Annotated in this window: 18 protein-coding genes and 3 tRNA genes; 4 read left to right on the top strand and 17 right to left on the bottom strand. The window is 69.1% G+C overall.

Annotation, left to right across the window (positions count from 1 at the left end; all coding sequences use genetic code 11):
• Positions 1-49 precede the first annotated feature (49 nt).
• Positions 50-121 (bottom strand) — tRNA-Thr (locus AC27IY_RS18205).
• A 2,514-nt stretch (positions 122-2,635) separates the two neighbouring features.
• The gene (locus AC27IY_RS18200) at positions 2,636-3,064 is read right to left on the bottom strand and encodes an ATP-binding protein (RefSeq protein ID WP_487178640.1); all 429 of its coding nucleotides are present in this window, start codon (positions 3,062-3,064) and stop codon (positions 2,636-2,638) included.
• A gap of 173 nt (positions 3,065-3,237) precedes the next feature.
• Between AC27IY_RS18200 and AC27IY_RS18195 the strand changes: the two genes are divergently transcribed.
• Positions 3,238-3,546, top strand: coding sequence for a putative quinol monooxygenase (locus AC27IY_RS18195; RefSeq protein ID WP_487178639.1), 309 nt, complete (start codon positions 3,238-3,240; stop codon positions 3,544-3,546).
• 2 nt (positions 3,547-3,548) lie between these two features.
• Positions 3,549-4,745 carry a helix-turn-helix domain-containing protein gene (locus AC27IY_RS18190; RefSeq protein WP_487179111.1) on the top strand — a complete coding sequence of 399 codons (1,197 nt, stop codon included), beginning with the start codon at positions 3,549-3,551 and terminating at the stop codon, positions 4,743-4,745.
• Between the two features lie 68 nt (positions 4,746-4,813).
• On the opposite strand, the gene AC27IY_RS18185 is transcribed toward AC27IY_RS18190, so the two are convergent.
• The 10 genes from AC27IY_RS18185 to topA all read right to left on the bottom strand — a co-directional run bounded on the left by AC27IY_RS18185 (position 4,814) and on the right by topA (position 16,464).
• A tRNA-Thr gene (locus AC27IY_RS18185) sits at positions 4,814-4,887 on the bottom strand.
• Positions 4,888-4,975: 88 nt separating this feature from the next.
• Positions 4,976-5,815, bottom strand: a complete 840-nt coding sequence (locus tag AC27IY_RS18180; RefSeq protein ID WP_487178638.1) for a PSP1 domain-containing protein — start codon at positions 5,813-5,815, stop codon at positions 4,976-4,978.
• 92 nt (positions 5,816-5,907) lie between these two features.
• Positions 5,908-6,957 carry a permease-like cell division protein FtsX gene (locus AC27IY_RS18175; RefSeq protein WP_487178637.1) on the bottom strand — a complete coding sequence of 350 codons (1,050 nt, stop codon included), beginning with the start codon at positions 6,955-6,957 and terminating at the stop codon, positions 5,908-5,910.
• Entirely contained in the window at positions 6,954-7,481 is a 528-nt protein-coding gene (locus tag AC27IY_RS18170; protein ID WP_350770032.1) for a sigma-70 family RNA polymerase sigma factor, read from the bottom strand. The genes AC27IY_RS18175 and AC27IY_RS18170 overlap by 4 nt, the downstream gene beginning before the upstream one ends.
• A 41-nt stretch (positions 7,482-7,522) precedes the next feature.
• On the bottom strand, positions 7,523-8,386 hold the full coding sequence (locus tag AC27IY_RS18165; RefSeq protein WP_487178636.1) for a permease-like cell division protein FtsX: 864 nt from the start codon (positions 8,384-8,386) through the stop codon (positions 7,523-7,525).
• A gap of 71 nt (positions 8,387-8,457) precedes the next feature.
• Positions 8,458-9,627, bottom strand: a complete 1,170-nt coding sequence (locus AC27IY_RS18160; RefSeq protein WP_487178635.1) for a DNA polymerase III subunit delta' — start codon at positions 9,625-9,627, stop codon at positions 8,458-8,460.
• Positions 9,628-9,636: 9 nt separating this feature from the next.
• Positions 9,637-11,673, bottom strand: coding sequence for a dTMP kinase (gene tmk, locus AC27IY_RS18155; protein WP_449949524.1), 2,037 nt, complete (start codon positions 11,671-11,673; stop codon positions 9,637-9,639).
• A 138-nt stretch (positions 11,674-11,811) separates the two neighbouring features.
• Positions 11,812-12,369, bottom strand: coding sequence for a helix-turn-helix transcriptional regulator (locus AC27IY_RS18150; protein ID WP_344214080.1), 558 nt, complete (start codon positions 12,367-12,369; stop codon positions 11,812-11,814).
• A 73-nt stretch (positions 12,370-12,442) separates the two neighbouring features.
• Entirely contained in the window at positions 12,443-13,684 is a 1,242-nt protein-coding gene (locus tag AC27IY_RS18145; protein ID WP_344213686.1) for a metallophosphoesterase, read from the bottom strand.
• A gap of 14 nt (positions 13,685-13,698) precedes the next feature.
• A complete protein-coding gene (gene topA / locus AC27IY_RS18140) occupies positions 13,699-16,464 on the bottom strand; it encodes a type I DNA topoisomerase (RefSeq protein ID WP_423451985.1) in 2,766 nt (921 codons plus the stop codon).
• A 189-nt stretch (positions 16,465-16,653) separates the two neighbouring features.
• On the opposite strand from topA, the gene AC27IY_RS18135 reads away from it, so the two are divergent.
• Complete coding sequence (locus AC27IY_RS18135) at positions 16,654-16,839, top strand: DUF5703 family protein (RefSeq protein ID WP_080044299.1); 186 nt, start codon at positions 16,654-16,656, stop codon at positions 16,837-16,839.
• 155 nt (positions 16,840-16,994) lie between these two features.
• On the opposite strand, the gene AC27IY_RS18130 is transcribed toward AC27IY_RS18135, so the two are convergent.
• Both AC27IY_RS18130 and AC27IY_RS18125 read right to left on the bottom strand, forming a co-directional pair.
• On the bottom strand, positions 16,995-19,334 hold the full coding sequence (locus AC27IY_RS18130; protein ID WP_487178634.1) for a chaplin family protein: 2,340 nt from the start codon (positions 19,332-19,334) through the stop codon (positions 16,995-16,997).
• A 238-nt stretch (positions 19,335-19,572) separates the two neighbouring features.
• Positions 19,573-20,139 carry a hypothetical protein gene (locus AC27IY_RS18125; protein ID WP_487178633.1) on the bottom strand — a complete coding sequence of 189 codons (567 nt, stop codon included), beginning with the start codon at positions 20,137-20,139 and terminating at the stop codon, positions 19,573-19,575.
• A 403-nt stretch (positions 20,140-20,542) separates the two neighbouring features.
• Between AC27IY_RS18125 and AC27IY_RS18120 the strand changes: the two genes are divergently transcribed.
• Positions 20,543-20,628, top strand: a tRNA-Leu gene (locus AC27IY_RS18120).
• A gap of 399 nt (positions 20,629-21,027) precedes the next feature.
• Here the strand turns inward: AC27IY_RS18120 and AC27IY_RS18115 are convergent.
• Genes AC27IY_RS18115 through AC27IY_RS18105 form a run of 3 tightly spaced genes read right to left on the bottom strand, consistent with a single transcriptional unit; the run spans position 21,028 to position 23,978 of the window.
• On the bottom strand, positions 21,028-22,587 hold the full coding sequence (locus AC27IY_RS18115; protein WP_487178632.1) for an acyl-CoA synthetase: 1,560 nt from the start codon (positions 22,585-22,587) through the stop codon (positions 21,028-21,030).
• A gap of 36 nt (positions 22,588-22,623) precedes the next feature.
• Positions 22,624-23,082 (bottom strand): MaoC family dehydratase, encoded by a 459-nt coding sequence (locus tag AC27IY_RS18110; protein ID WP_487178631.1) that lies wholly within the window; start codon positions 23,080-23,082, stop codon positions 22,624-22,626.
• Positions 23,079-23,978 (bottom strand): amidohydrolase family protein, encoded by a 900-nt coding sequence (locus tag AC27IY_RS18105; RefSeq protein WP_487178630.1) that lies wholly within the window; start codon positions 23,976-23,978, stop codon positions 23,079-23,081. The genes AC27IY_RS18110 and AC27IY_RS18105 overlap by 4 nt, the downstream gene beginning before the upstream one ends.
• Position 23,979: the final 1 nt, after the last annotated feature.

The following is a 23,979-nucleotide window of genomic DNA, read 5'->3' as shown; positions in this document are numbered from 1 at the left end:
GCCACGCAAAAGGCCCTCTCGGACGAACCGGGAGGGCCTTTGAGCTGGGAGCCGCCTTGGGGATTCGAACCCCAGACCCCTTCATTACGAGTGAAGCGGAAGGCCGTGGTCGAGGGCCGGCGCTGCTGCTCAACCGTGTAACGCTGTACGGGACGATCAGGCTGCGTGAGGCGGCGTTGCTGTACTTCCCTGCTGTACAGCAGACCACAGCAACCCGCGTATCCGGTGGCAAGCCGACCCGGAGCGCAGGGCCGTCAGGCCCGAGCACCGGAAGCGGCGCGGCAGCCTAATCTTCTTGCTTTTAGACGGTGCGAGCACGCAACTGGGCTAGGAACAGGGCTTTATGCCATGGACTTTCACGCCAGTTCGCAGAACTAGCTTTCCACGGACAGTTGCGCCAGCAGGGATAGGGTGGCAATCGCCATCCGCTGCACCGACGAGGAACAGCCTGAGATCCACTTTACGCTTGACTGCATAACCATGGCAGTTGCGAATTGCGTAGTTATAGAATCGAACATTCAGCTCTACCGTGTCGTACCCATTCAACCCGCACCGCACACTTGAAGCCGACGCGGCCGGCGGCGCCATGAGTACGGTTGCAGTGAATACGATGACCGCGGCCGCAGCTGACGAAAATTTCATTCGATTTCGCCCTTCACCTAGTACCGGACCTCCGCACCCCACGCTGGGACTAGATGTCCCATTTGGATGCATGCTGGGCATGCTACGACCTCTAGGCAGCACTCGGCAATCGCACATACAACCGAATGCAAAAGAAACCTGACTCCATACAATATCACCCTCCGTGTAACCCGAATGCAATTATGGGCGATTTGCCCCATGGATACCTTTATGTGCACCTGAGTTACGCGCCGCGTTCAGCCTTATTTTTCGGCGCCACAAAGAAAGGCCGACAAGAACGCCCGCCAGGGCAATTGACCCATAGTGGATGGCATTCTGAGCGGTGAAACAAAAGCGTCCCTTGCGTTTAGTGGCACAAGGGTCGCCGTTTCCCCCTTGTCCCGCATCGCTTGTCGGACTAGGATCCCTAACGGCAGCCAGCGACATTATTGCAGCTAGAGCGATAATTAAGAACGAAAAGCCTTGGAGTCCAATAAGTCCCGTACTAATCAACGCAACTACGCCGGTAGGCTCCGGATCACTCGCACCAAGAAAAGTAAACAAGGTATAGTAGGCGCATTTTAGGATTTTAGTAGCAACTTCGGGAACATCATGAGGCACTCCATCGAGTCTTACATACCCTCCGAATCGTGTGCTAGAGAAGTATAGATTGCCAATGGCAACTACGTGAGCCGTGAAGACGGCACCCACAAAGAGCTGCATATCCACAAGGAACCCTTGCGCACCTGGCCTTTTAGAGTTCTCGCCATGGCCATGGAGAGCGTCTCCAAAAGATCGCAAAACTGTCGACGCGACGAACGTTTCAATCGCTATGAGGATGCTACCGATTATAAGAGTGATCCCAACGATCATAGCGCTAAGGTCTGCTGCACCGCGAAGGGCGCTCTGAGATCGCGGCCAATGTGCGAGCGCCACCATATAGCTGCTCGCTAAAACGACATAGACTGGGAAGCGCCATAAAACCAGCCCGGCCCGTAGAGGCCAACGCAACGTTCGCTCAAATGCGGTCTTACCTGAGGTTGCAAACCTACGCCATAGATATGCCTTCACTCCGAAGGGGAAGAAGTTGCCTCTCGCTTCTGCGTATATTGCTTCTCTCGCAGAAAGTGTCTTAGGCTGTCGCCTCTGAAGCAGCTCCCTATAGTCGCGTCCGTAGCGCCAGAGCCACAAGACTCCGCCCCTAATCGAATAAACCCTGAAAATCGTTATCGCCGGAGCAATGATAAACGCGAGCGTCAGTGGGATAGCCACTACCAGATGATGAACGTGCGACATCACTCTTGCAAGTGCCTCGCGCGCCTTTCGGGATCTCCAACAGGACCAGTTCAGTAGGGCGCTGGGGCCCTTCTAGGTTACCTACGCAGATCAAGCGCTGTGTACCGTGTGCACCGTTGTTGACATCCCGTACAGAATGGGCGCCAAGACGCTACGCAACAGCACTACCGATCTCGCCCTCTATCGGTCACTCCCGCCTCGGGTTCCCATCGACTCATGCAGCCACCACTACGATCGCAAAGGCGTTGCCAGGGTCACCGCTGCCACATTTGGAGCGTCTCAGGCTACGTACGGGCGGCGCTGGCCGCGACCGGCCGAAGAGCCGCAGCGCGGTCAGCGACCGCCCCAACGTGGCAGGACGCCGCAGGCGGGCTGCCCTTGAAGCCGTAGAGAAAGTTCTCATCCAGAGACGATGCCGCGCCGATGATCTTGGTAGCTAGCGCACTGCTGTCCTACCGTGTTCGGCCCTGCAGTAGCGCCTCCCACACGGCCTGCCCTTCCCGGAGGCGCATGCGACGAGTCTCGCGGGCCTCCTTCGTCGTGAGGTCTGTGCGGAGCAGGAAGAACTGTCCGCCTGAGGTGCAGAGTTCGTAGATGACCGAGTCGCAGTGGCAGGTCCAGGCGATGATTCGTCGTCGCGAATCCGTACGAGCTGCGAACCAGGTCAGTCGCGCGTGGTTCGGCTGCGGCTCCGGCAGGTGGGGTGACAGGCAGTTGCTCATGCGGGCTGGTCGGCGGGGTTGAGAGGGATGAGCGCCCATACCGTGCGTCCGCCGTCGTCGCCGTGGACGCCCCAGCGTGTTGTCAGGCTTTCCACCAGGTGCAGCCCGCGGCCGTTCTGATCCGTGTTCTCGGCCTGGCATCGGCGCGGGGTGGAGGGGCCGCCTTCATCGTGGACGGCGAGGATCAGCAGCGTGGTGCCTGCGTGGAGGGTGACGCCGAATCGGCCGCCGGCCTGGCCGCTACGGGTGTGGCGGATGGCGTTGGTGGCGAGTTCGGATGTGACGAGTTCGGCGGTGTAGGTCTCGGGGCGGTCGCCGAGGTAGCTGGTGACGAATCGGCGCGCTTCGCTGATCTGGGCCTTGGTGCCGGGGAAGTTGCGACACCATCTGTGGATTTCTTGGCGGCTGTTCAGCGCTGGGTACATCGCCGTTTCCTTGCGTTCATGCAGGTCAACGCCCTGCGATCCGCTATCCGTACTTAAAGTACTGGTGCTATACTCCAAGTACAAGCGACTTGATGTACTTGCGCCGCACAATAAGTACTGGTCGAGTGAGAACACCGAGATCCCAGACCGTGACGGCGACTCAGGAGGCGTACATGTTCGGACTCATGGTGCGATTCACCTGTAAGGACGAGGAGAGCGCCGCAGCGTTCGACGCCCTCGTCGGTGAGACAATCGAGGCGATCCGCCGGCACGAGCCGGGAACGATCGTGTACGCCTCACACCGGGTGGACGGTCAGCCGCTCCAGCGGATCTTCTACGAGCTGTACCGGGACCGCGACGCCTTCGACGCCCACGAGCAGACCGAGCACACCAGGCGCTTCCTGACGGCCCGGGAAGAGCTGCTGGCCTCGGTGGAGGTCGACTGGCTGGATCTGCTGAGCGGGAAGGGCACGACGTCGTGAGCATGGAGTATCAGCGGGCGCTCGGACGACGCATCGCCCAAGAACGCAAACGGCGGGGCCTGTCACAAGCGGAGCTGGCACGGCTGGTCGATCGGTCGGTGGCGTGGATCTCGCAAGTTGAGCGGGGCGTGCGCAAGGTCGATCGCATGTCCGTGCTGGAGAAGGTCGCCGAAACGCTGGACGTGCCGCTGTCGGAGCTGGCCGCTGAGGCGCCGGTGGTGGCGGCCACGACCGAGGAGATGCCGGGGACGGCCGGGCTGCGGCTGGTACTGTCCGGGGCGCACTCGTTGCAGGCCATGTTGCACGCGACGCCGGTGCCGCCGACCGAGCAGCTCAAGCCGCGGGTGGATCACGCCTGGGAGCTGACGCATCAAAGCCGCTACGTCGAGCTGACGGAGCTGTTGCGTGGGCTCGTTCCGACGCTGGAGAACGCGGTACGGTCCGCGCCCGCCGAGCGCCAAGCCGAGCTGTTCGAGCTGCTGGCGGTGACCTATCAGGCGTGTTCGGCGTCGCTGGCGAAGCTGGGTGAGCCGGAGGCGGCGTGGATCGCGGCGGATCGGGCCATCAGCGCGGCCGAGCGTGCCGGTAACCCGTTGATGATGGCGGCTGGGGCGTTCCGGCTGGGGTTCGTGTTCCTGGGGGCGCGTCACTTCGATCAGGTGGAGGAGACGGCGCGTACGGCTGCCGAGGCGCTGTGGTTCCTGACCGATCAGGGCAACGTGGAAGCGATGTCGCTGTGGGGCGGACTGACCTTGCAGCGGGCGGTGGCAGCCTCGCGACTCAATCAGGCCGATGTCGCCTACGAGCACCTGTCACGCGCCCGCGAGATGGCCTCACGGGTCGGCGAAGGGCGCAACGACTACAACACCGAGTTCGGGCCGGCCAACGTGGCACTACACGAGGTCGCCGTAGCGGTGGAGGTCGGTGACGCCGGGCATGCCCTGCGGGTCGGAACCGCGGTGGACGCCTCGACGCTGTCAGCCGAGCGGCGGGCACGGCTGGCAGTGGATCTCGCCCGGGCGCATGCGCAGCGTCGCCAGGTGGACGAGGCGGTAGCGCGCCTGCTGGAGGCGGAGAACGTCACTCCTGAGCAGATCCGTAACCATCGGGTAGTGCGGCAGCTCGTCTCCGACCTGGTGACGATGCAGGATCCGGCGTCGTCGGAGCTACAGGAACTGGCCGAACGAGTAGGCGCATAGAAAAGGCGTGGACACGTACTTCAAGCCAAAGGCCCTCTCAGACAAACCGAGAGGGCCTTTGAGCTGAGAGCCGCCTTGGGGATTCGAACCCCAGACCCCTTCATTACGAGTGAAGTGCTCTGGCCGACTGAGCTAAGGCGGCGGGTGCCATGCAGCGTGAAAAGTCTACAGGAGCCCGGACACTCCTCGCTCCCCCACAACCGCGCGCCTCCGGACAGAACGCGCACCCCCTACGAGGACACGGTTCCGTCGCCGTACATCGCGTCGTGTTGCTTGCGTGGCGAGCAGACGCTGGCCTTCGAGCAGGAGCACCGCCGCCCCCCGTCCGCCAGCCGGACGACCACCGAGTCGGACGGCACATTGTGGCCCACCACCGTGCCGGCGCCCTCCGGGGTTTCCACGTTCGTCCCCACGCGCGGCGCTGAGGCGCGGAACTCCTGGTAGAGCGGGTGCTCGTACTTGAGGCAGCACATCAGGCGGCCGCAGGCGCCGGCGATGCGGAGCGGGTTGACCGGGAGGTCCTGGTCCTTGGCCATGCGTACGGAGACCGGTTCGAAGTCCTTCAGGAAGGTGGCGCAGCACAGGTCGCGGCCGCAGGGGCCGATGCCGCCCTGGAGGCGGGCCTCGTCCCTGGGGCCGATCTGGCGGAGCTCGACCCGGGCGCGCAGGTTGCGGGCCAGATCGCGGACCAGCGCGCGGAAGTCCACGCGGTGCGGGGCCGAGAAGTAGACGGTGTAGACGTTGTCCTCGTCGAGATAGTCGATGCCGACCACCTTCATCGGCAGGCTGTGCCGCTTGATCAGGCGCTTCGACACGCTTCTCGCCTCGGCCCTGCGGCGCTTGTTGGTCTCGTCGCGAGTCAGGTGCTCCTCGCCGGCCAGGCCGGCGCAGACCGGCAGGCCGTCGATGTCCTCGCTGGTGTATTGGGGCGCCCAGACGCACTCCGCCACCTCAGGGCCCGAATCGGTAGGTACGAGCACCTTGTCGCCCACCTTGGGGCTATGCCCTCCGGGGTCGAGGTAGTAGAGCCTCCCGTAGCGGGTGAAGCTCACGGCCATGATCATTCCCATGGGCTCGCGCTCGCCTCCTGACGCCTAGGTCTTTCCGGCCTTCCTGCCCACATTACGTGGCCAGGCGCGCCGAAGGTCAGGGGCGGGGGTGATCAACTGCCGGGCGAGCACGCCTTGTCCTCCGGCGGGCTCACCCCGTAACGGCTGAGGGCGAGCATGCTGTCCTGCTGGCAGGGGCCGTACAAGGCGCTGGCCACGCCGGGCTGGCGTCTCAGCGTCGCAACCGGTGTGGCCCAGTCGCTCCCCGGCTTCAGGAGCACTCTGAACGATTCCGGCATGTCCGACACCTTGGTGGCGTTCAGCAGAGCCTTGTTCGAGGCGAACTCGCGGCTGAAGTTGTTGTACGCCGCCTGTTGGTCCTCGAACGTGACCGACTGCACCTGAGGCAGGTCCCCGATCAGCTTCCCAAGGGCGATCGTCTGGGACCTCGTCGCCGCCTTGCCCTCCTTGACAACGGTCCCGTCTGGCTTGCGCTTCGCGCCGCAGGACGGCAGCAGCGACCCCTTGCCGCACAGGAACACGTTGACCCGCATCTCCGAACGCGACTCCAACACCGCCTCGGTGGCGGTGTTGTCGGCGACCTCTCCGATCCCGGGCAGCGCGCGGAGGTATTTCTCCACCTCGCGGCGGTCCGCCCCCTTCTTGACTGTCAGCCGGATCGACACCGGCAGATCGGTGACCTTGACCGCGTCCAGCATCGGCTGGTTGAGGGCGAGGTCGGCGCGGAAGTCGTCGTAGGCGTGCTGCTGATCCACGGTGTACGCCGCCTCGACCTGCGACAACCCCCGCACCGCCTGCTCAGCGGCGGCTATCTCCTCGGCGGTGGCGTCACGCCCTCCACAACGGGCTTCCTCGGGCACGAGAGCACCGGTCGAACACATGAAGACGGTCATGTCGGCCTTGCCGGGCTCGATCCGCGCCGGTTCGGCCACCGCGATCTGGTCGTCCCCCGAGCCCAGGGACAGCCCCACGGCCGTGGCCGCGACGCCGGCCGTCACGGCGACGCCCACCGCCAGCAGCCGGGCGTCCATCCACGAGCGACGCCGGGCGGGCGCGGGCAGGGGCCGGAGCGTGTCGGGGTCGATGGTCGCGCCCGCCTCCGCCAGGGCCGCGCGCAGTCGTTCTTCCACCGGGCTGTTCATGCGTCCTCCCCGAGTGCCCTGGCGAGAGCGGCCAGCCCCCGCGCGATCGTGGACCTCACCGTGCTCGCGCCGACCCCCATGGTGTCGGCGATCTCCTGGTCGGCGAGGTCGAAGTAGTAGCGCAGGGTCAGCGCCTCGCGCTGCCTGCGGGGGAGCTCGCGCAGCGCGAGCAGCACCTCGCGGCGCTCCTCACCCAGCAGCGCGGCGCTCTCCGCCGACCAGACCGGCGGCTCGTACGGCAACGCCCGCCGGAACACGGTCGCCCGCCGCCGCAGCACCGACCGGCATCCGTTGAGCACCGCCGACCGGACGTACGCCAGCGCCTTGTCGGCGTCGCGCAGCCGCCCCCGGCCGGCATGAGTGCGGGTGAACGCCTCCTGGACGACGTCCTCGGCGGTCGCCCGGTCGCCCACCATGATGAGGGCCAGCCGGACGAGACCCACATGGTGCTCGGCGAAGATCGACGCCACGTCGACCCGCTGCCGCGCCAGGGCCTCTTGTTGGGTGAGTAGTTCGACTTCCACGTATCAGAGACGCCTGGCGAGCCCGTCTGCTGCTCGGGCGGTCAGCCGGTTCCGGGCGCGCAGGCGTTGGGAGAACCGTCCCCGATGGCAGAGCTGTAGTCCAGGAGGCCGTACTCCCCCGCCAGCTTGACGACCGTCTCGAAGCACCTGGCGTTGGACGTCCAGCTGACCCCCGACATCCGCACCATCCGGCTGGTCACGGTGTTCCAGTCAGCCCCGGGCCTCAGAATCAACCGGTACGACTCCGGCATGTCCGTCACCTCGGTAATGGCGAGCAAGCCGTCGTTACCGGCGAAGTCGTCCTTGAAGTTCTCGTACGCCGTGCGCTGATCCTCGAACACGTACGACAGGACCGCGGGATCCTTCGCTAGCGCCGCCCCCACGGCCGCCCGCTCCCGGGCCGTCGCCGCCTTCTTGTTCGCCTTGCCCCGGCCCTTGGTGCACCGGTCCCAAGCCGAGCCGGCGGTGCACAGGAAGACGCTCCCGCTCCAGTCCTCCACCCAGGACAGCGCATCCCGCCGCCTCTCGGCCGCATCGATGGCCCAGGAGACGCCCGGCCGCCCGATGACGGCCCGCGTTACGCGGTCCCGGTCGGCGCCCTCCTTCACTCGGAGGACGAACGTCTCGGGCAGGTCCTTCGCCCGGGTCCGCCGCAGCAGGGGCTTGTTCGCGGCGAAGTCACGCCGGAAGCTCGCGTACATCCCGGCCTGATCGACGAAACGCACCTCCTCCACCTCCGGCAGGCCCTCCAGCAGCGTACGAACCGCCCGCTTCTGGGCCCCCGTGGCCGTGCGCTTCTCGCAGCCGAGCATGGACGGGGAGGAGCACATGAAGACGCGGATCTCCCACTCGGCGTCACCAGCGGCGGAGGCCGGCGAGCTCACCGCGACAACCGCCGACGCCACCAGAACAAAGCCAAGCAGCCCTCGTAACACCGCACGCATGAGCTTTGAGCCCTCCAGAAGGATGTACGCGATCAGCGCAGCGCCAGCATCATCGCCTCGACCGCGATCTGCGGGTTGACGTTCGCCGCCAGCCGCTCACGGCATTGCATGATCGCATCAATCCGGCGCAATGTCTCCTCGGGCGTGGACCTCTTCGCGAGTTGGTCGAGGTCGAAGCGCAGGTCGTCGTTGGCCAGCTCGACGCCCGCCCCGAACTGCACGGCGAGCACGTCGCGGTAGAACGACACCAGCTCCAGCAGCGCGGCGTCCAGCGAGTCGCGCTTGATCCGGGTCGCCCGGGACTTCTGCCGGTCCTCCAGCTCCTTCAGCGCGCCGGCGCCGCCCCGCACCAGGCCGCGGTTGAGCCCCTTGCCTGTGGAGCCCTCGCCGTAGATCCTGCGCAGCTCGGTGGTCTCGTTGTCGTTGAGCGCGGCCGTCGCGGCGGCGGCCTCCTCCTCGGCGGTCTTCACCAGGCGCTCGGCCGCCGAGACGCACTCCCCCACCCCCGTGAGCGAGCGTGGGATGCCCAGCACGGCCTCACGACGCTGCCGGGCGGCGTCGTCCAGCGCGAGCGCCCGCGCCCGCCCGATGTGCCCCTGAGCGGCGCGGGCGGCGAACGCGGCCGTCTCCCACGGCACCCCGTCGCGGGCGGCGAGCACCCGGGCGACCGCCTCCGTGCCGGGCGTCGTGAGCGTGATCAGGCGGCAGCGCGACCGGATGGTGATCATCAGGTCGTCGGGGGCCGGCGAGCAGAGCAGCCACACCGTACGGGGCGGCGGCTCCTCGATGGCCTTGAGCAGCGCGTTCGCGGCCGACTCGGTGGCCCGGTCGGCGTCCTCGAACAGGATGACCCGCCACCGGCCCTGCGTCGGCGCCCCGGCCGCGCGCAGGATGAGCTCGCGGGTCTGCTTGACGCTGTAGGACAGCCCTTCGGGGCGTACGGCCTCCAGGTCGGGATGGGAGCCGATGAGCACCTGGTGGCACTGGTCGCAGTGGCCGCAGCCGGCGTCGGGGCAGAGCAGCGCGGCGGCGAAGGCGCGGGCGGCGTCCTCGCGGCCGGCCCCGGGCGGGCCGGTGAACAGCCAGGCGTGCGTCATGCCCGCGCCGCGCCCGCCCGCGACGACCTCCCCGGCCGCCGCCGCGGCACGCGACAGCACCGCGACGGCCTGGTCCTGGCCTACGAGGTCATCGAAGACGGTCACGAGGCAAGGTTAGTCGCGGATGGCGGGCATCGTGCCGGTGATGTCCTCGGACTCCCGGGGCACCGGGTCGGGCAGGAGCTCGTGGATGCGGTCCTGGATCTGACGGGTGATCTCGTCCATCGGCTGCGTGCCGTCGACCACGAGGTAGCGCTCGGGCGCGGCGGCGGCCAGCGCGCGGAACTCCTTGCGCACCCGCTCGTGGAACTCCAGCGGCTCGGCCTCGATGCGGTCGACCGCGCCGCCCAGCCGGGTCAGCCCCACCTCGGGCGGGGTGTCGATGAGCACGGTCAGGTGCGGCACCAGGCCGCCGGTGGCCCAGGCGTTGATCTTGGAGACGTCGTCGGGCGCGAGCGCGCGGCCCGCTCCCTGGTAGGCAAGCGACGAGTCGACATAGCGATCGGTGATCACCAGCGAGCCCCGGTGCAGCGCCGGGCGGATCACCTTCTCCACGTGCTCGGCCCGATCGGCGGCGTAGAGCAGCGCCTCCGCCCGCGCCGACAGCCCCTTCTCGGCCGCGTCGAGCAGGATGGCGCGCAGCCGCATGCCGACCTTGGTGGAGCCGGGCTCGCGCGTCTGCACGACGTCGTAGCCCTGGTCGCGCAGCCAGATCGCGATCGTACGGGACTGGGTGGTCTTGCCCGAGCCCTCGCCGCCCTCGAAGGCCACGAAAAGCCCCGGCACGTGCTCGGACCCCTCGGCCGGGAACCGGTCGCCCCGCACGGCGGCGATGAGGTCGGCCGCCAGCGGGACGCCCTTGCGGTCGTCCATGTGGCGCAGCGCGAGCAGGCCGACGGTCATGGCGAGCGCGCCGGCGACCACCAGCACGAGGTTGGTGCCGTCGAAGCGGTAGCCGATCGCGCCGAACGCCAGGTCGTACTCGCCGAACAGCGCCGCCAGCGGGCTCGCCACGGCCACCACGAGCAGCAGCGTCACCCGCGCCGTGGACTGCAGGAACGCGAACGTCCGGCCGCGCAGCCCGTCCTCGACCTCCAGCCCGATGAGCGTGTAGCCGATGATCCAGGCGATGCCCGCACACGCGCCGAGCAGCACGGTCAGCATGACCACGATGACGAGGTTGTGCACCAGCGCGATCGCCACCAGCACCAGCCCGGCGACCGTGATGGCGAGCCCGAACAGCCGCCGCCGCGACAGCTCGCGCAGCAGCCGCAGCCCGAAGAACATGCCGAGCGCCATGCCGAAGAAGACCGCCGCGAACACCACACCGTAGGCCGCGTCGCCGCCGCCGAGCGTGCCGACGTAGATCTTGGCCACGCCCACCACGGCCCCGCCGGCGGCGAACGCCCCCAGCATGCCGATGATCAGCCCGCGGACCAGCCGGTCGCGGCCGACGAAGCGCCAGCCCTCCACGATCTGCTTGAGCACGGAGGGCGTGGAGACCCCGCTGTCGCGCTTGGGGATGTCGCGCAGCGTGAAGATCAGGGCCGCCGACACCAGGTAGGCGCAGGCGTTGACGATCAGCGCGAGGTAGGGCCCGGTCAGGGCGGGCGCGAGCCCGGCGATCAGGTCGCCCGCCACCGACAGCGCCGCGAACAGCATGGCCGCGACCGGCGCGGTGCCGTAGGTGACCAGCAGGTTGAGCCGGTTGGCCGCCTCCAGCTCCGCCTTCGGCACCAGGTTGGGCACGGTGGCGTCCTTGGCCGGCACCCAGAAGAGGTTGACGCACTCGACGAGGACGGTCGCGACGATGATCCACTGGTAGCTGCCGATCAACGGGATCGACAGCACCACCGCGAAGCGGGCGAGGTCGGCCGCGACCATGGTCAGCCGCCGGTCGAACCGGTCGGCGAACACGCCTGCCAGCGGCCCGAGCAGCACGGCCGGCAGCATCTTGGCGACGAAGACGCCGCCGACGGCGAGCGACTGCACGCGGTAGTCGGAGCCGCTGGTGAGGTTGGCGGCCAGGGCGGTCAGCGCGAGGAGGTTGAGCCAGTCACCCAGACTGCACACCGACATGGCCGTCCAGAGCCGTCGGAACGGCACGTTGGCCAGCACGTGAGCGCGGGGGCGTCGGCCAGGGGCAGTCATCTTCTCAGCGTATCCAGGTGTGGGCCAGGGGCGGGTGGACAAGCGACGGGCCGGCCGCACCCGGGGGCTTGCCGAGAGTATTACGCCCGCGCGCCGGCGCGCAGGTCACCCATCGCGAACAGGTCTGCGACAACGACGTCACTGGACGACTCCGGCCCCATGTCGAGCTTCTTCCACCACTGGCAACCACTCCGCGTGGATATCGGGTGGTAGATCCAATTCGTTCCACAGCTCGGCCAGCAGCACGCCGTCGACGTGGTCACGCACCTCCTGCGCGGTGCCCTCCCGCAGCAGCAGCGCGTACGCCTCCCGCCGCTCCCCCCGGTCGGCCAGGTCGTAGTCGCGCCCCCGCAGCCGGGCCACGCCGAGCGCCGCCGCGACCGGCAGCCGCCCCAGCCTGCTGGGCACGTGGAAGCTGCGCCCGTCGCCCGTCTCCCGCGCGGCGAACTCGACCTTCGGCTCCAGCACCAGCCGGAACCCCGCCGCGTCGAGGATGCGGCCCGCGGTCTCCAGCGTCGGCGACTTCCTGCCGTGCTCGTAGGCCGACAACGTGGTCCTGGACGTGCCGCTCAGGCCGGCCAGCGCCGACTGGTTCATGCTCGCCGCCTGCCTGGCCTGCCGGAACAGCAGCCCGCCGCGCTCGGCCCAGGCCGCGACACCGGCGGCCAGCGCCGCCTCCATCGCCGAGGACACCATGCTCACCCCGCTTCTTGTATCCGGACGGATACTACGGCATGATGGCCTCTCGTGACCACTCGATTACCTTACGTCAGGAGCGGAGCTCCAGGATCGTGATCTCCGGCGGCGCGCCGACCCGCACCGGCGGCCCCCAGAAGCCCGCGCCCCTGGTCGTGTAGACCTGCACCCCGTCCACCGTGGCCAGGCCCGACACCACCGGCTGCTGCAGGCCCACCACCAGGTTGAACGGCATGATCTGCCCGCCGTGCGTGTGCCCGGACAGCTGCAGGTCCACGCCGTGCCTGGCGGCCTCGGACACCTGCACGGGCTGATGGGCCAGCAGCACCGTGGACCTGCCGGAGGTCCGGCCGCCGAGCGCCTTGGCGAAGTCGGGGCCGTCGCCCTGCGCGGCGCCGCCGAGGTCGTTGACCCCCGCGAGGTCGAGCACCGCCCCCTGGTGCGCGATCTCCACCCGCTCGTTGCGCAGCGGGCGCACGCCCAGCTCGCCGAGCTCGTCCAGCCACTCGACATAGCCGCCGGGGGAGAAGTACTCGTGGTTGCCGGTCACGAAGTAGGCCCCGTACCTCGACTCCAGGTCCTTCAGCGGCCGGGCCAGCGGGCCGAGCCGGGCGACCGAGCCGTCCACGAGGTCGCCGACGATCGCGACGACGTCGGCCTCCAGCCCGTTGATCATGCGGACGATGCGCTCGGTGTGGGACCGGCCGGTGAGCGGCCCGAGGTGGATGTCGCTCACCACGGCGAAGCGCAGCCCGCTCAGCCGCGGGTCCAGCTTCGGCAGCGTGACCCGCACCGGCTCGATGACGGGGTCGCCGAGGGCGCTCGACACGCCGTACCCCACCGTCGCCGCCGCGCCCACCCCGGCTACGGCGGCGGTGGCCCGCCCCAGGAACAGGCGCCTGCTCAGGGCGGCGGGCGGCTCCACGGGGTCGGGGACCGCGTCGGGGAGTCCCGCCGCCACGTCGTCCGGCGCCGGCGTGCCCGCGAGCACCGCGACCGGCTCAGGCACCGGCGCGCGCCGCCGCTCGGCCCGGCGCAGCCACACCGCCGCCACCGCCCGCGGGATCTCCAGCACCGCGAGGAACACGAACAGGTAGAACAGCATGGCCAGCCACAGATAGCCCGGCCAGGCCAGCCACGTCCCGAAGTCCGCCCGCGTCCCGACGAACGTCGCCACGACCAGCAGCATCAACGCCACGACACCCCAGGTCAGCGCCTTGCGGAGCCGCCCGGGGGCCGTCGTCGAACGCACCAGCCGGTGCCACAGGTAATAGTGCGCCAGCAGGATCAGACCGACGAAGACCAGGACAATCACATAGGTGATGCTACTTACGATTTGGAGGCCGACTTCTTCGCCGCCGCAGGCGCCTTCTTCGCCGCCGCGGTCTTCGTAGTAGTCGACTTCGCCGTCGCCGCCTTCGTCGCCGTGGTCTTCGTCGACGTGGTCTTCTTCGCCGGCGCCTTCCGCGTGGTCTTCTTCGGCGCGGGCGCCCGCTCACGCCGCTCGGCCAGCAGCTCGGCGGCCCGCTCGATCGTGATGTCCTCGACCGTGTCGCCCTTGCGCAGGGAGGCGTTGGTCTCGCCGTCGGTCACGTACGGCCCGAACCGCCCCTCCTTGACCACCACCGGCTTCTTCGAGGCGGGGTCGTCGCCCAGCTCGCGCAGCGGCGCCGCCGCGGCGGCCCGCCGCCCGCGCTGCTTGGGCTGCGCGAACAGCTCCTTGGCCTGCTCGATCGTGACGGTCAGCAGGTCGTCCTCGGCCGCCAGCGAACGCGAGTCGGTGCCCTTCTTCAGGTAGGGCCCGAACTTGCCGTTGTGCGCCACGACCTCCTCGCCCTCCAGCTCGCCGACCACCCGGGGGATGGACAGGAGCCTGAGCGCGTCGTCGAGCGTGATGGTGTCCAGCGACATGGTCTTGAACAGCGAGCTCGTCCGCGGCTTCGGGGCGTCGGCCTTCTTCGTACGCCTCTTCGGCGTCTCCTCCTCGGCCGGCTCGGGCAGAACCTCGGTCACATAAGGCCCGTAGCGCCCGTCCTTGGCCACGATGACGTGCCCGGTCACCGGGTCGCGCCCCAGCTCGCGGTCACCCGTGGGCCGCGAGAACAGCTCCTCGGCCTTCTCGGCGGTCAGCTCGTCGGGCGTCATGTCCTCGGGGACGTTGACCCGCGCGCCGTCCCGGTCGAGGTAGGGGCCGTAGCGGCCGACGCGCAGCACGATGTCCGTGCCCTTGATCGGGAAGGAGCTGATCTCCTTGGCGTCGATCTCGCCGAGGTCGGAGACCATCTCCTTGAGGCCCTCGTCGCCGTCGGCCCCGTAGTAGAAGCGCTGCAGCTCCGGCACCCGCTCGGCCCGGTCGTTGGCGATGTCGTCGAGGACCTTCTCCATGTCGGCGGTGAAGTCGTAGTCGACGAGGTTGCCGAAGTGCTGCTCCAGCAGGTTGACCACGGCGAACGCCAGGAACGACGGCACCAGCGCCGTCCCCTTCTTGAACACGTAGCCGCGGTCGAGGATGGTGCCGATGATCGAGGCGTACGTCGACGGCCGCCCGATCTCGCGGTCCTCCAGCTCCTTGACCAGCGACGCCTCGGTGTAGCGGGCCGGCGGCTTGGTCGAGTGGCCGGCCACGTCGAGCCTGCTCACGCTGAGCGCGTCGCCCTCGGCCAGGTTGGGCAGGCGCTTCTCGGCGTCGTCGCGGTCGCTCGACGGGTCGTCGTGACCCTCGACGTAGGCCTTGAGGAAGCCGTAGAAGGTGATCGTCCGGCCGGAGGCGCTGAACTCGACGTCCTCGCCGCTCGACGACGTGCCGCCCACCTTGACGCTGATCGACTCGCCGACCGCGTCCTTCATCTGCGACGAGACCGTACGCTGCCAGATCAGCTCGTACAGGCGGAACATGTCGCCGCTCAGCCCGGTCTCGCCGGGCGTGCGGAACTCCTCGCCCGACGGGCGGATGGCCTCGTGGGCCTCCTGCGCGTTCTTGACCTTGCTGCTGTAGACGCGCGGCTTGTCGGGGACGTACTGGGCGCCGTACAGGCGGATGGCCTGCGCGCGCGCCGCCGCGACCGCCGTCTCCGATAGCGTGATGCTGTCGGTACGCATGTAGGTGATGAAGCCGTTCTCGTAGAGCCGCTGCGCCACCTGCATCGTGTACTTGGCGGAGAAGCCCAGCTTCCTGCTGGCCTCCTGCTGCAGCGTGGTGGTACGGAACGGCGCGTACGGCTTGCGGGTGTACGGCTTGCGCTCGACGGACCTGACCGCGAACGACGACCCGCGCAGCCGCCCGGCCAGCTCGCCCGCGGCCTGCTCCGACAGGTGCAGCACGTCGGCCGTCTTGAGCTGCCCGGTGCTGGCGAAGTCGCGGCCCTGCGCCACCCGCCGGCCGTCGACGCCGGTCAGCGTGGCGGTGAAGTCACGCGGCCGCTCCTCGGCTTTGCCGGTGTCGAACAGCGCCTGCAGGTCCCAGTAGTGGGCGGAGGTGAACGCCATGCGCTCGCGCTCGCGCTCGACCACCAGCCGCGTCGCGACCGACTGCACCCGGCCGGCGGACAGCCGGGGCTTGACCTTCTTCCACAGCACGGGGCTGACCTCGTAGCCGTAGAGCCGGTCGAGGATGCGGCGGGTCTCCTGTGCGTCGACGAGGCGCAGGTTGAGGTCGCGGGGGTTGGAGACGGCGTCGCGGATGGCCTGCGGGGTGATCTCGTGGAAGACCATGCGGTGCACGGGGACCTTGGGCTTCAGCACCTCGCGCAGGTGCCAGGCGATGGCCTCGCCCTCGCGGTCCTCGTCAGTGGCGAGGTAGAGCTCGTCGGCGTCCTTCAGAAGCTGACGTAGCTTGTTGACCTGCGCCTTTTTGTCAGGATTGACCACGTAGAGAGGTTCGAAGTCGTGCTCGACGTTGACCCCCAGCCGCGCCCACGGCGCGCCTTTGAACTTCTCGGGGATGTCATCGGCCTTCTCCGGCAGATCGCGGATGTGCCCGATGCTGGACTCGACCATGTAGCCGGCACCGAGGTATTCCTTGATCGTCTTCGCCTTGGCGGGCGACTCGACGATCACCAGGCGTGTTCCGCCGGTGCTGCCGTTGTTGGCTGGCACGCTGCTTCCTACCTCACTGTTCGCTTGCAAATCCCCCTGCCGGGAGTCGGCACAGACTGAAAGGTAACCCGACTCGCGGAAATTTCCTTCCCCCGGGCTACCCACTAGCTTCCGGGTCCACCCGCAAGCACGCAGAATAAGGCCCATCGAGCGGCATGGCGCCCTGACTCACCCTGGAGACTAATCGTTGTGCTCGACTACTCCTACATGGATATCTTCATTCCGCGCGACCTCACTCGCGAAGCAGCACGTCAGCTGCTGACCGAACACGCAGAGTACGGTCAGTGGGAGCTCGCGCGCGTCCGCGTCCACCCCGACGGCAGCCGCCACGTACGGCTCCGCCGTAAGATCATGCGAGTACGCAGCACGCTCTGACCACGCCCGTCCGATCGCGGGCATGGCTTTGCCCGCTCCGGGCCGCGCCCCCGGAACGGGCAAAGCGTCTTCTGCCGTTCGCTCACGGATCGTGAGCGAGGGCCATCCTGCCGAAGATCCCTGCGAATGCGTTACTTACGGCCTGACGCGATTCCTTACTTGCGGCCGAACCGGAACCGACGAGCCGTGGCGAACATCGTCGCCGAGGCAGCGAACATGGCGCCGAGCGCCAGGGCCAGCAGCGAGCTGGAGTTCATCCCGGTGACGCCGGCGGGCTGCGCGGCGCTCATCAGGCCGATGTCGCCGACCGGCAGACCACGGGTGACCGAGCCCACAGCGCCGCCGACCGGGGTGGAGCCGACCAGGTCGGTCGCGGGGCTCAGCGGCGAGGACGGACGGGCGGGGCGGGCCGGGTTGCTCGCGACGCGCCCGTTGCCGGGAACGCCGGCGGCGCCACGGCCACGACGGTCACCGGTGCCCGACATCGCGGACTTGGCCGGCTTGCCGGACTTGACAGGGGCGACCGCGGCCGGGGTCTGCGCCTCGGCGGGCAGCCCGGGCAGCTCGGGAAGCTGCGGCAGGCCGAACGTACGGGAGGCGTCCTCGACCACCGGGAGCGAGGCGGCGACGTCGGCGCCCTTCTGGACCTCGCCCGCGAGAGCGGAGACGCCGCCACCGGTCGCGAGGTCCTGCGCCGGCTTGGTGACGCTCCGGCCGGAGGCCAGGCCCTCCACCGGCTGGGCGAGCCCCTTACCCGAGGCGAGCTCCTGCACCGGCTGCGCGACGCTCAGCCCGTCGGCCGCGCCGCCCTGCGCCTTCTGCGCGCTGGGAACGGCCTGCTCGCCCGCGCCACCCGCGACCCCCTGGAGGGCACCCAGAGCCGGGATGTCCTGCAGCCCGCCCAGCCCGCTCAGCGCGGGAACGCCCTGCAGCCCGCCCAGCACCGGCAGACCGCCCGTGCCGCCCGGGACCGAAGCCCCCTGGACCCCCGGCAGCGCGCCGTTGGCCGTCCTGAACTTGTCGGTGGCCCGCCCGAACCGGTCGAAGCTCCCGGCCATCCGGTACGGCGCACGGCCGACGTGGGCGCCGCCGAGGCAGCCGGCCGCGGCGTCGCCCAGCACGGCGACGGCGTTGCCGCAGACGTTGACCGGGGCCGCGATCGGCGCCACGACCTGGTTGCCGGCCAGCACGCCGGCCCGCCCCGAGGTACGGTTGCCGCCCGCGCCGCGGCCGTTGTCGTGCACCTCGGCCCCGCCCTTGCACGCCGCCGCAGCCGAGCCGAGCAGCGCGGCCGCGTTGCCGCAGACGTTGACCGGAGCCGCGATCGGCGCGACCACCTGGTTGCCGCTGCCGACCCCCGCCTGCCCGGACGTACGGTTGCCGCCCGCGCCACGGCCGCCCTTGTGGACCGTCGCCCCGCCCTTGCAGCCGGCGAACGCGTGCCCGACCACCGCCACCGCGTTGCCGCAGACGTTGACCGGGGCCGCGATGGGCGCCACGACCTGGTTGCCGGCCAGCACACCGGCCCGCCCCGAGGTACGGTTGCCGCCCGCGCCGCTGCCGCCTCCGCGGACCGTCGTCCCGCCGATGCAGCCCGCGGCCGCGTTGCCGACGGCGTTGCCGCAGGCGTCGATCGGCGCGGTGATGGGCGCGATCACCTGGTTGCCGCTGCCGACGCCGAACCGCCCGTCGGTGTCGTTGCCCGACGAACCAGGCGCGGGCACGTGACGGGAGGTCTGGTAGGAGGAGCCACCGCCCCCGCCACCGCCGTTGCGCACCGAGGAGCCGCCCCGGCAGCCGGCGAACGCCCGGCCGACCGCGGCCACCGCGTTGCCGCAGACGTTGATCGGAACGGAGATCGGCGCGACGACCTGGTTGCCGCCGAGCACGGAGGCGTTGCCGGAGGTACGGTTGCCGCCCGCGCCGCGGCCGGTGTTGTGCACCTCGGCCCCGCCCTTGCAGCCCGCCGTGGCCGCGCCGAAGATCGCGATCGCGTTGCCGCAGACGTTGAGCGGAGCGGAGATGGGCGCGTTGATCTGGTTGCCGCCGAGCACGGAGGCGTTGCCGGAGGTGCGGTTGCCGCCCGCGCCGCCACGCCCCTGCGTACGGGCGGTCGCGCCGCCCTTGCAGCCGGCGTCGGACACGCCGATCAGCGAGACTGCGTTGCCGCAGGCGTTGATCGGGGCGGTGATCGGCACGTTGATCTGGTTGCCGCCGCCCACCGATGCGTTGCCCGAGGTGCGGTTGGGGATGCCGTTCCCGCGGCCGCTGACGGCGGTCGCGCCGCCCTGCGAGGCCGCCTCGGCGGCGCCGACCGCCGCGACCGAGTTGCCGCTGATGTCGATCGGCAGGGAGATGGGCAGGTCGACCTGGTTGCCGCCGAGCACGGAGGCGTCGCCGGAGGTGTCGGCGACCGCGGTGCCGCTGCCGGCGAACGACATGACCGCCACGGCCAGAAGGGCGGCAGGGGTCGTTGCCTTGGCCCACGTACGCATGATGGATGCTCCTAGTGGTTCTTGGGGGATACCTGAACGGATCGCGGGCGTCCCGAGGCCGTGGTGACGAAGGTCACGCACAGCGGGACCTCGGGATTCGCGAATCGGGAGAACTGACGTGTCACCCGCCGGCAGAGGGGATCAGGCCACGCTCCGCCGTGACGTAACGGTCATCGGTGTCGGACAGGACCGGCCGGGCGCAGTCGCGCCTCTGAGTCGGCCGGGGTCCGGGCGGGGATCAGTCAGGAGAGAAGGAAGGGTCGTCCGCCGCTGTGCGGACGACGGGGGGCAGCACGTACGCGATGGGAACGCGCCGCGCCTGCAGCCGCGGGTCGAGAGGCGACCGCGCGACATCCCCGGCAACGGGCCCGTAAGGGCCGCTGCCACCGCCGTTGGGCACCAAGCCGTTGGTGCCGTCGAGGATCGAACCGGCGGTGGACGGTGAGGGCAGGCCAGGATCCTGCTGGCTGTTGAGCCCGGCCACCGTGCGCCCGGCCATGGCCTCGGCGTTGTCGGACGCCGCGAAGCCGCCGGAGCCCACGAGGGCGGGGAACTGGGTGGAGCCGGCCTCGGCCTCCGCCACGGCGGAGGTCACTGTCGCCGCCTTCGCCCCTGTCGCCGCGGCGGAATCCGCGGCCGCCGGGGCGGCGGTGAGCATGCCGAACAGAACAGCGAGCAGCCAGCCGGCGGCCACCAGGACGCCGATCGAGGCCGCTCGCACGACGAGCCGACGGGCACCGGCCGCGAACCGCGCCATCCGGTGACCCCGGTCGACGTTCGCGTTCTGTCCCGGGGAAGCGGACACGCGCGCACGGCACGCAGCGAGGGACATCACCCTCGACCGCTCTGCCGCCGTGCCTGCCACAAGACCTCCCGAACTCCAGAACCGGCCCCACAGATCGTGGGGCCGGTCGTGGACTCACCCCTCAACGATCCGTAATCGTAGCAGCACGCAAAGTCGCCGCAAGCCACTTTCCCCAGAGAACCCAGGAATTGGCCAAGCCCCGCGCGGACGTACCGCGACCAACCCCCCGATTCCCGCCACCCACGCGTCACGAGACCTTCATGGAGGCTTCCAGCCCGCCCCATCCCGGCCCCCATCGGGAGGGTCTCCGAAGACTGGCCCGATACTTGGTATGACGCACTCCTCAGAGTTTGCTAACCTTACGGAGCCGACGCGGGATGACGGTCCCACGTGCAGGCACCAAGTCCGGGTGGCGGAATAGGCAGACGCGCTAGCTTGAGGTGCTAGTGCCCAGTGATGGGCATGGGGGTTCAAGTCCCCCCTCGGACACACACCGCACGCACATGTGGGGGCTCCGGTTGAATCCGGGCCTCCACATTTTGCTTTCCGGGGCAGTGCGTGAGCTTCAGGCCGAGCTGTGCGGCCGCTCCCGTCCCACCGTCCTACGCTCGGACCTGGCCGGCGACCCGCTGACGCGCACCATCCCCGCCATCGGCGGCCCGCGAGCGGAGATACCGACCCTCGGCCGACCGGCGTCCGTCGTGCGCCGGTCGCACGTCTTCCGGTGGCGGGGTGGTCACGGGTCGACAGGCGGCGGCGCGTTCCGCCCTGACGACGCTCTTCTCGTCCCACCTCCGTGCAGGCAGAGGAGCAGTGGCGCCGTTTCCAGGGTCATCGGGGCTGTGGCCGGGCTGGAATCCATGGGGTCCATCACGAGATCCCGTAGTATCACCGGTCAGCCGGCGAAGAAGCGGAGGGGTCGGCATCCGGCAGCGGAAGGCTTCGCAGTCGCGGTTTTTGGATCTTTCCCGAACCCGTCTTCGGCAGGTCGTCCGCGATGTCGAAATAGACCGGAATCTTGTACTTGGCCAAGCGAAGGCGCAGGAATTCGCGCAGCTCGTCGGTGGTGACACTCGCTCCGGGGCGTAGGACCACGAACGCGCGGCCGACCTCGCCCCATCTGGCGTCGGGTACGCCGAGCACCGCGACCTCGGCGACTGCCGGATGCTCGAAGATCACTGCCTCGACCTCGGCCGGATAGACGTTCTCCCCGCCCGATATGTACATGTCCTTGACCCGGTCGATCACGTACAGGTGATCCTCCTCGTCCAGGACGCCGATGTCGCCGGAGCGGAACCAGCCGCCGTCGGAGAACGCGGCGGCGGTCGCCTCCGGGTCGCGCCAGTAGCCGGGGGTCACGTTCGGCCCCTGGATGAGCACCTCACCTGGCTCTCCCTCGGCCGCGTCCGTGCCGTCGGGTCGCACGACTCGCACGTCGGCGAAGAACACCGGCACCCCTGCCGAACCCACCTTGCGCACGCTCTGACTGGCCTCGAGGAACGTGGCGCCGGGCGCGGTCTCGGTGAGCCCGTATCCCTGGCAGAACACCAGGCCCCGTTCCTGGTACGTGCGGATCAGCGCGGCGGGGATCGCCGCTCCCCCGGCCATGAGGTGGCGCAACGACGACAAGTCCGCGCCGGCCCACCTGGGCGACCTGGCGAACGCGGCGAACATCGTGGTGACCCCGAACATCCACGTGACCCTGTGCTTCTCCATGAGGTCGTAACACTCGTCCACGTCCCAGGACGGCGTGATCACCGAGCAGCCGCCCTTGAGGAAGGTCGGCAGCAGAGTCTGGTTCAGGGCGGCGACGTGGAACAGCGGTGCGCTGATCAGCGTCACCTCGTCGCTCGTGACATCGACGCCGAGCAGGAGGTTGAAGCAGTTCCACACGAGGTTGCCGTGCGTCAGCATCGCGCCCTTGGGCCGCCCGGTCGTACCCGAGGTGTAGAGGATGAGCGCGGTGTCGTCCAGCTTCACGGGCGTGTCGATCGGGGTGGGATCGCCCTCCGCCAGCCAGGTGTCGTAATGCCGCTCCCCCGGCCCCGGAGCGTCGAGGGCCACGACCTCTCGAAGGGCGGTCGCGGTGTCCGGCAGGGCTCGCACCACCTCGACGCACTCGGGCGCGTAGATCAGGACCTCCGCGCCCGAGTGGTCCAGCATGTAACCGATCTCGGGCGCGGCCAGACGGAAGTTCAGCGGCACGAAGATCGCCCCGAGCAGATGCGAGGCGAACATCGTCTCGACGAAGGCGACGTGGTTGCGGCCGAGGTAGGCGACCCGGTCACCGCCCCGCACCCCCGCTGCGCGCAACCGCGACGCCAGCCGGGTCGTCCGTTCGTGTACCTCGGCGTAGGTGACAGGCCGGTCCGCGAAGATGAAGGCGGTCCGATCAGGTGTCATCTGGGCCCGGCGGGCGGGCCACCCTCCCAGTCCGGCGTTGCGCATCGGTGTTGGACCTCCTGTGAGGTGAGGGATCACAGGTCAGGCGTAGTGCCGGTAGATCGCCCGGGCGGCGCAGGCCGGCTTGGCCGTACCGTCGGCCTCGACGGTGAAGTCGACCGTCATCTGCACGCCGTCGCCAGGAATGTCCTCGACCGAGGCGACCGTCCCGGCGAGGCGGATCCTGGAGCCCACCCTGACCGGGCTGGGGAAGCGAACCTTGTCCAGGCCGTAGTTGATGCTCATCTTGACGTCCCGGATCTCCAGCAGCTCGTTGAACAGCGGGATGATCAGGGACAGGGTCAGGTAGCCGTGGGCGATCGTGCCGCCGAACGGTCCGTCCTTCGCCCTGTCGGGGTCGACGTGGATCCACTGGTGGTCGCCGGTGGCCTCGGCGAAGACGTTCACCCGCTCCTGGGTGATCTCCAGCCAGCCGCCGTGGCCGAGATCCCTGCCGGCCAGCGCCCTGATCTCGTCCAGCCCGCTCACCGTCGTGGTCATCTGTCTGCCGTCCTCTCTGCTCCGCCGAGCCCGAGCAGGCGTACGGCGTTGTCCTTCAAGATCTTCGGGCGGACCTCGGGCTTGATGTCCAGCTTGTCGAAGTCGGCCAGCCAGCGGTCCGGGGTGATCACCGGATAGTCGGACCCGAAGAGCACCTTGTCCTTCAGCAGCGTGTTGGCGTACCGCACCAGCTGCGGCGGGAAGTACTTCGGCGACCAGCCCGACAGGTCGATGTAGACGTACGGCTTGTGCGTGGCGACCGCCAGCGCCTCGTCCTGCCACGGGAACGACGGGTGGGCCAGGATGATCCGCAGCTCGGGGAAGTCCACGGCCACGTCGTCCACCAGCATGGGATTGCCGTACTTCAGCCGGATCCCGCCACCGCCGGGCACGCCCGCGCCGATGCCCGTCTGCCCGGTGTGGAACAGCGCGATCGCGCCGAGCTCCTGGATCGCCTCATAGAGGGGATAGGCGATGCGGTCGTCGGGCGAGAAACCCTGGATGCTCGGGTGGAACTTGAACCCGCGCACGCCGTACTCCTCCACCAGCCGCCGCGCCTCGCGGACCCCGGCCTTGCCCTTCCAGGGGTCCACGCTGGCGAACGGGATCAGCACGTCGGCGTGCTCGGCGCAGCTCTCCGCGACTTCCTCGTTGGAGATGCGCGGGTGCCCGGTGGCGTGCTCGGCGTCCACGGTGAACACCACCGCCGCCATCTTCCGCTCCCGGTAATAGGCGGCCATCTCCTCGATGGTCGGCTGCCGGTGCCCGTGCGCCTTGAAGTAGTCCGCAGAGGCCCCGAACAGCTCCGGGCTCAGCGACCCGTGCCCGTCCTTGGAGATCTCCGCGTGGGTGTGCACGTCGATCGCGGTCAGCTCGTCCACGTTCATTTCCGGCATC

The sequence above is a fragment of the Nonomuraea sp. B208 genome, assembly GCF_057536035.1.
Note: the sequence above shows the minus strand (reverse complement) of the source record. Positions and strands in the feature narration are given on the sequence as shown.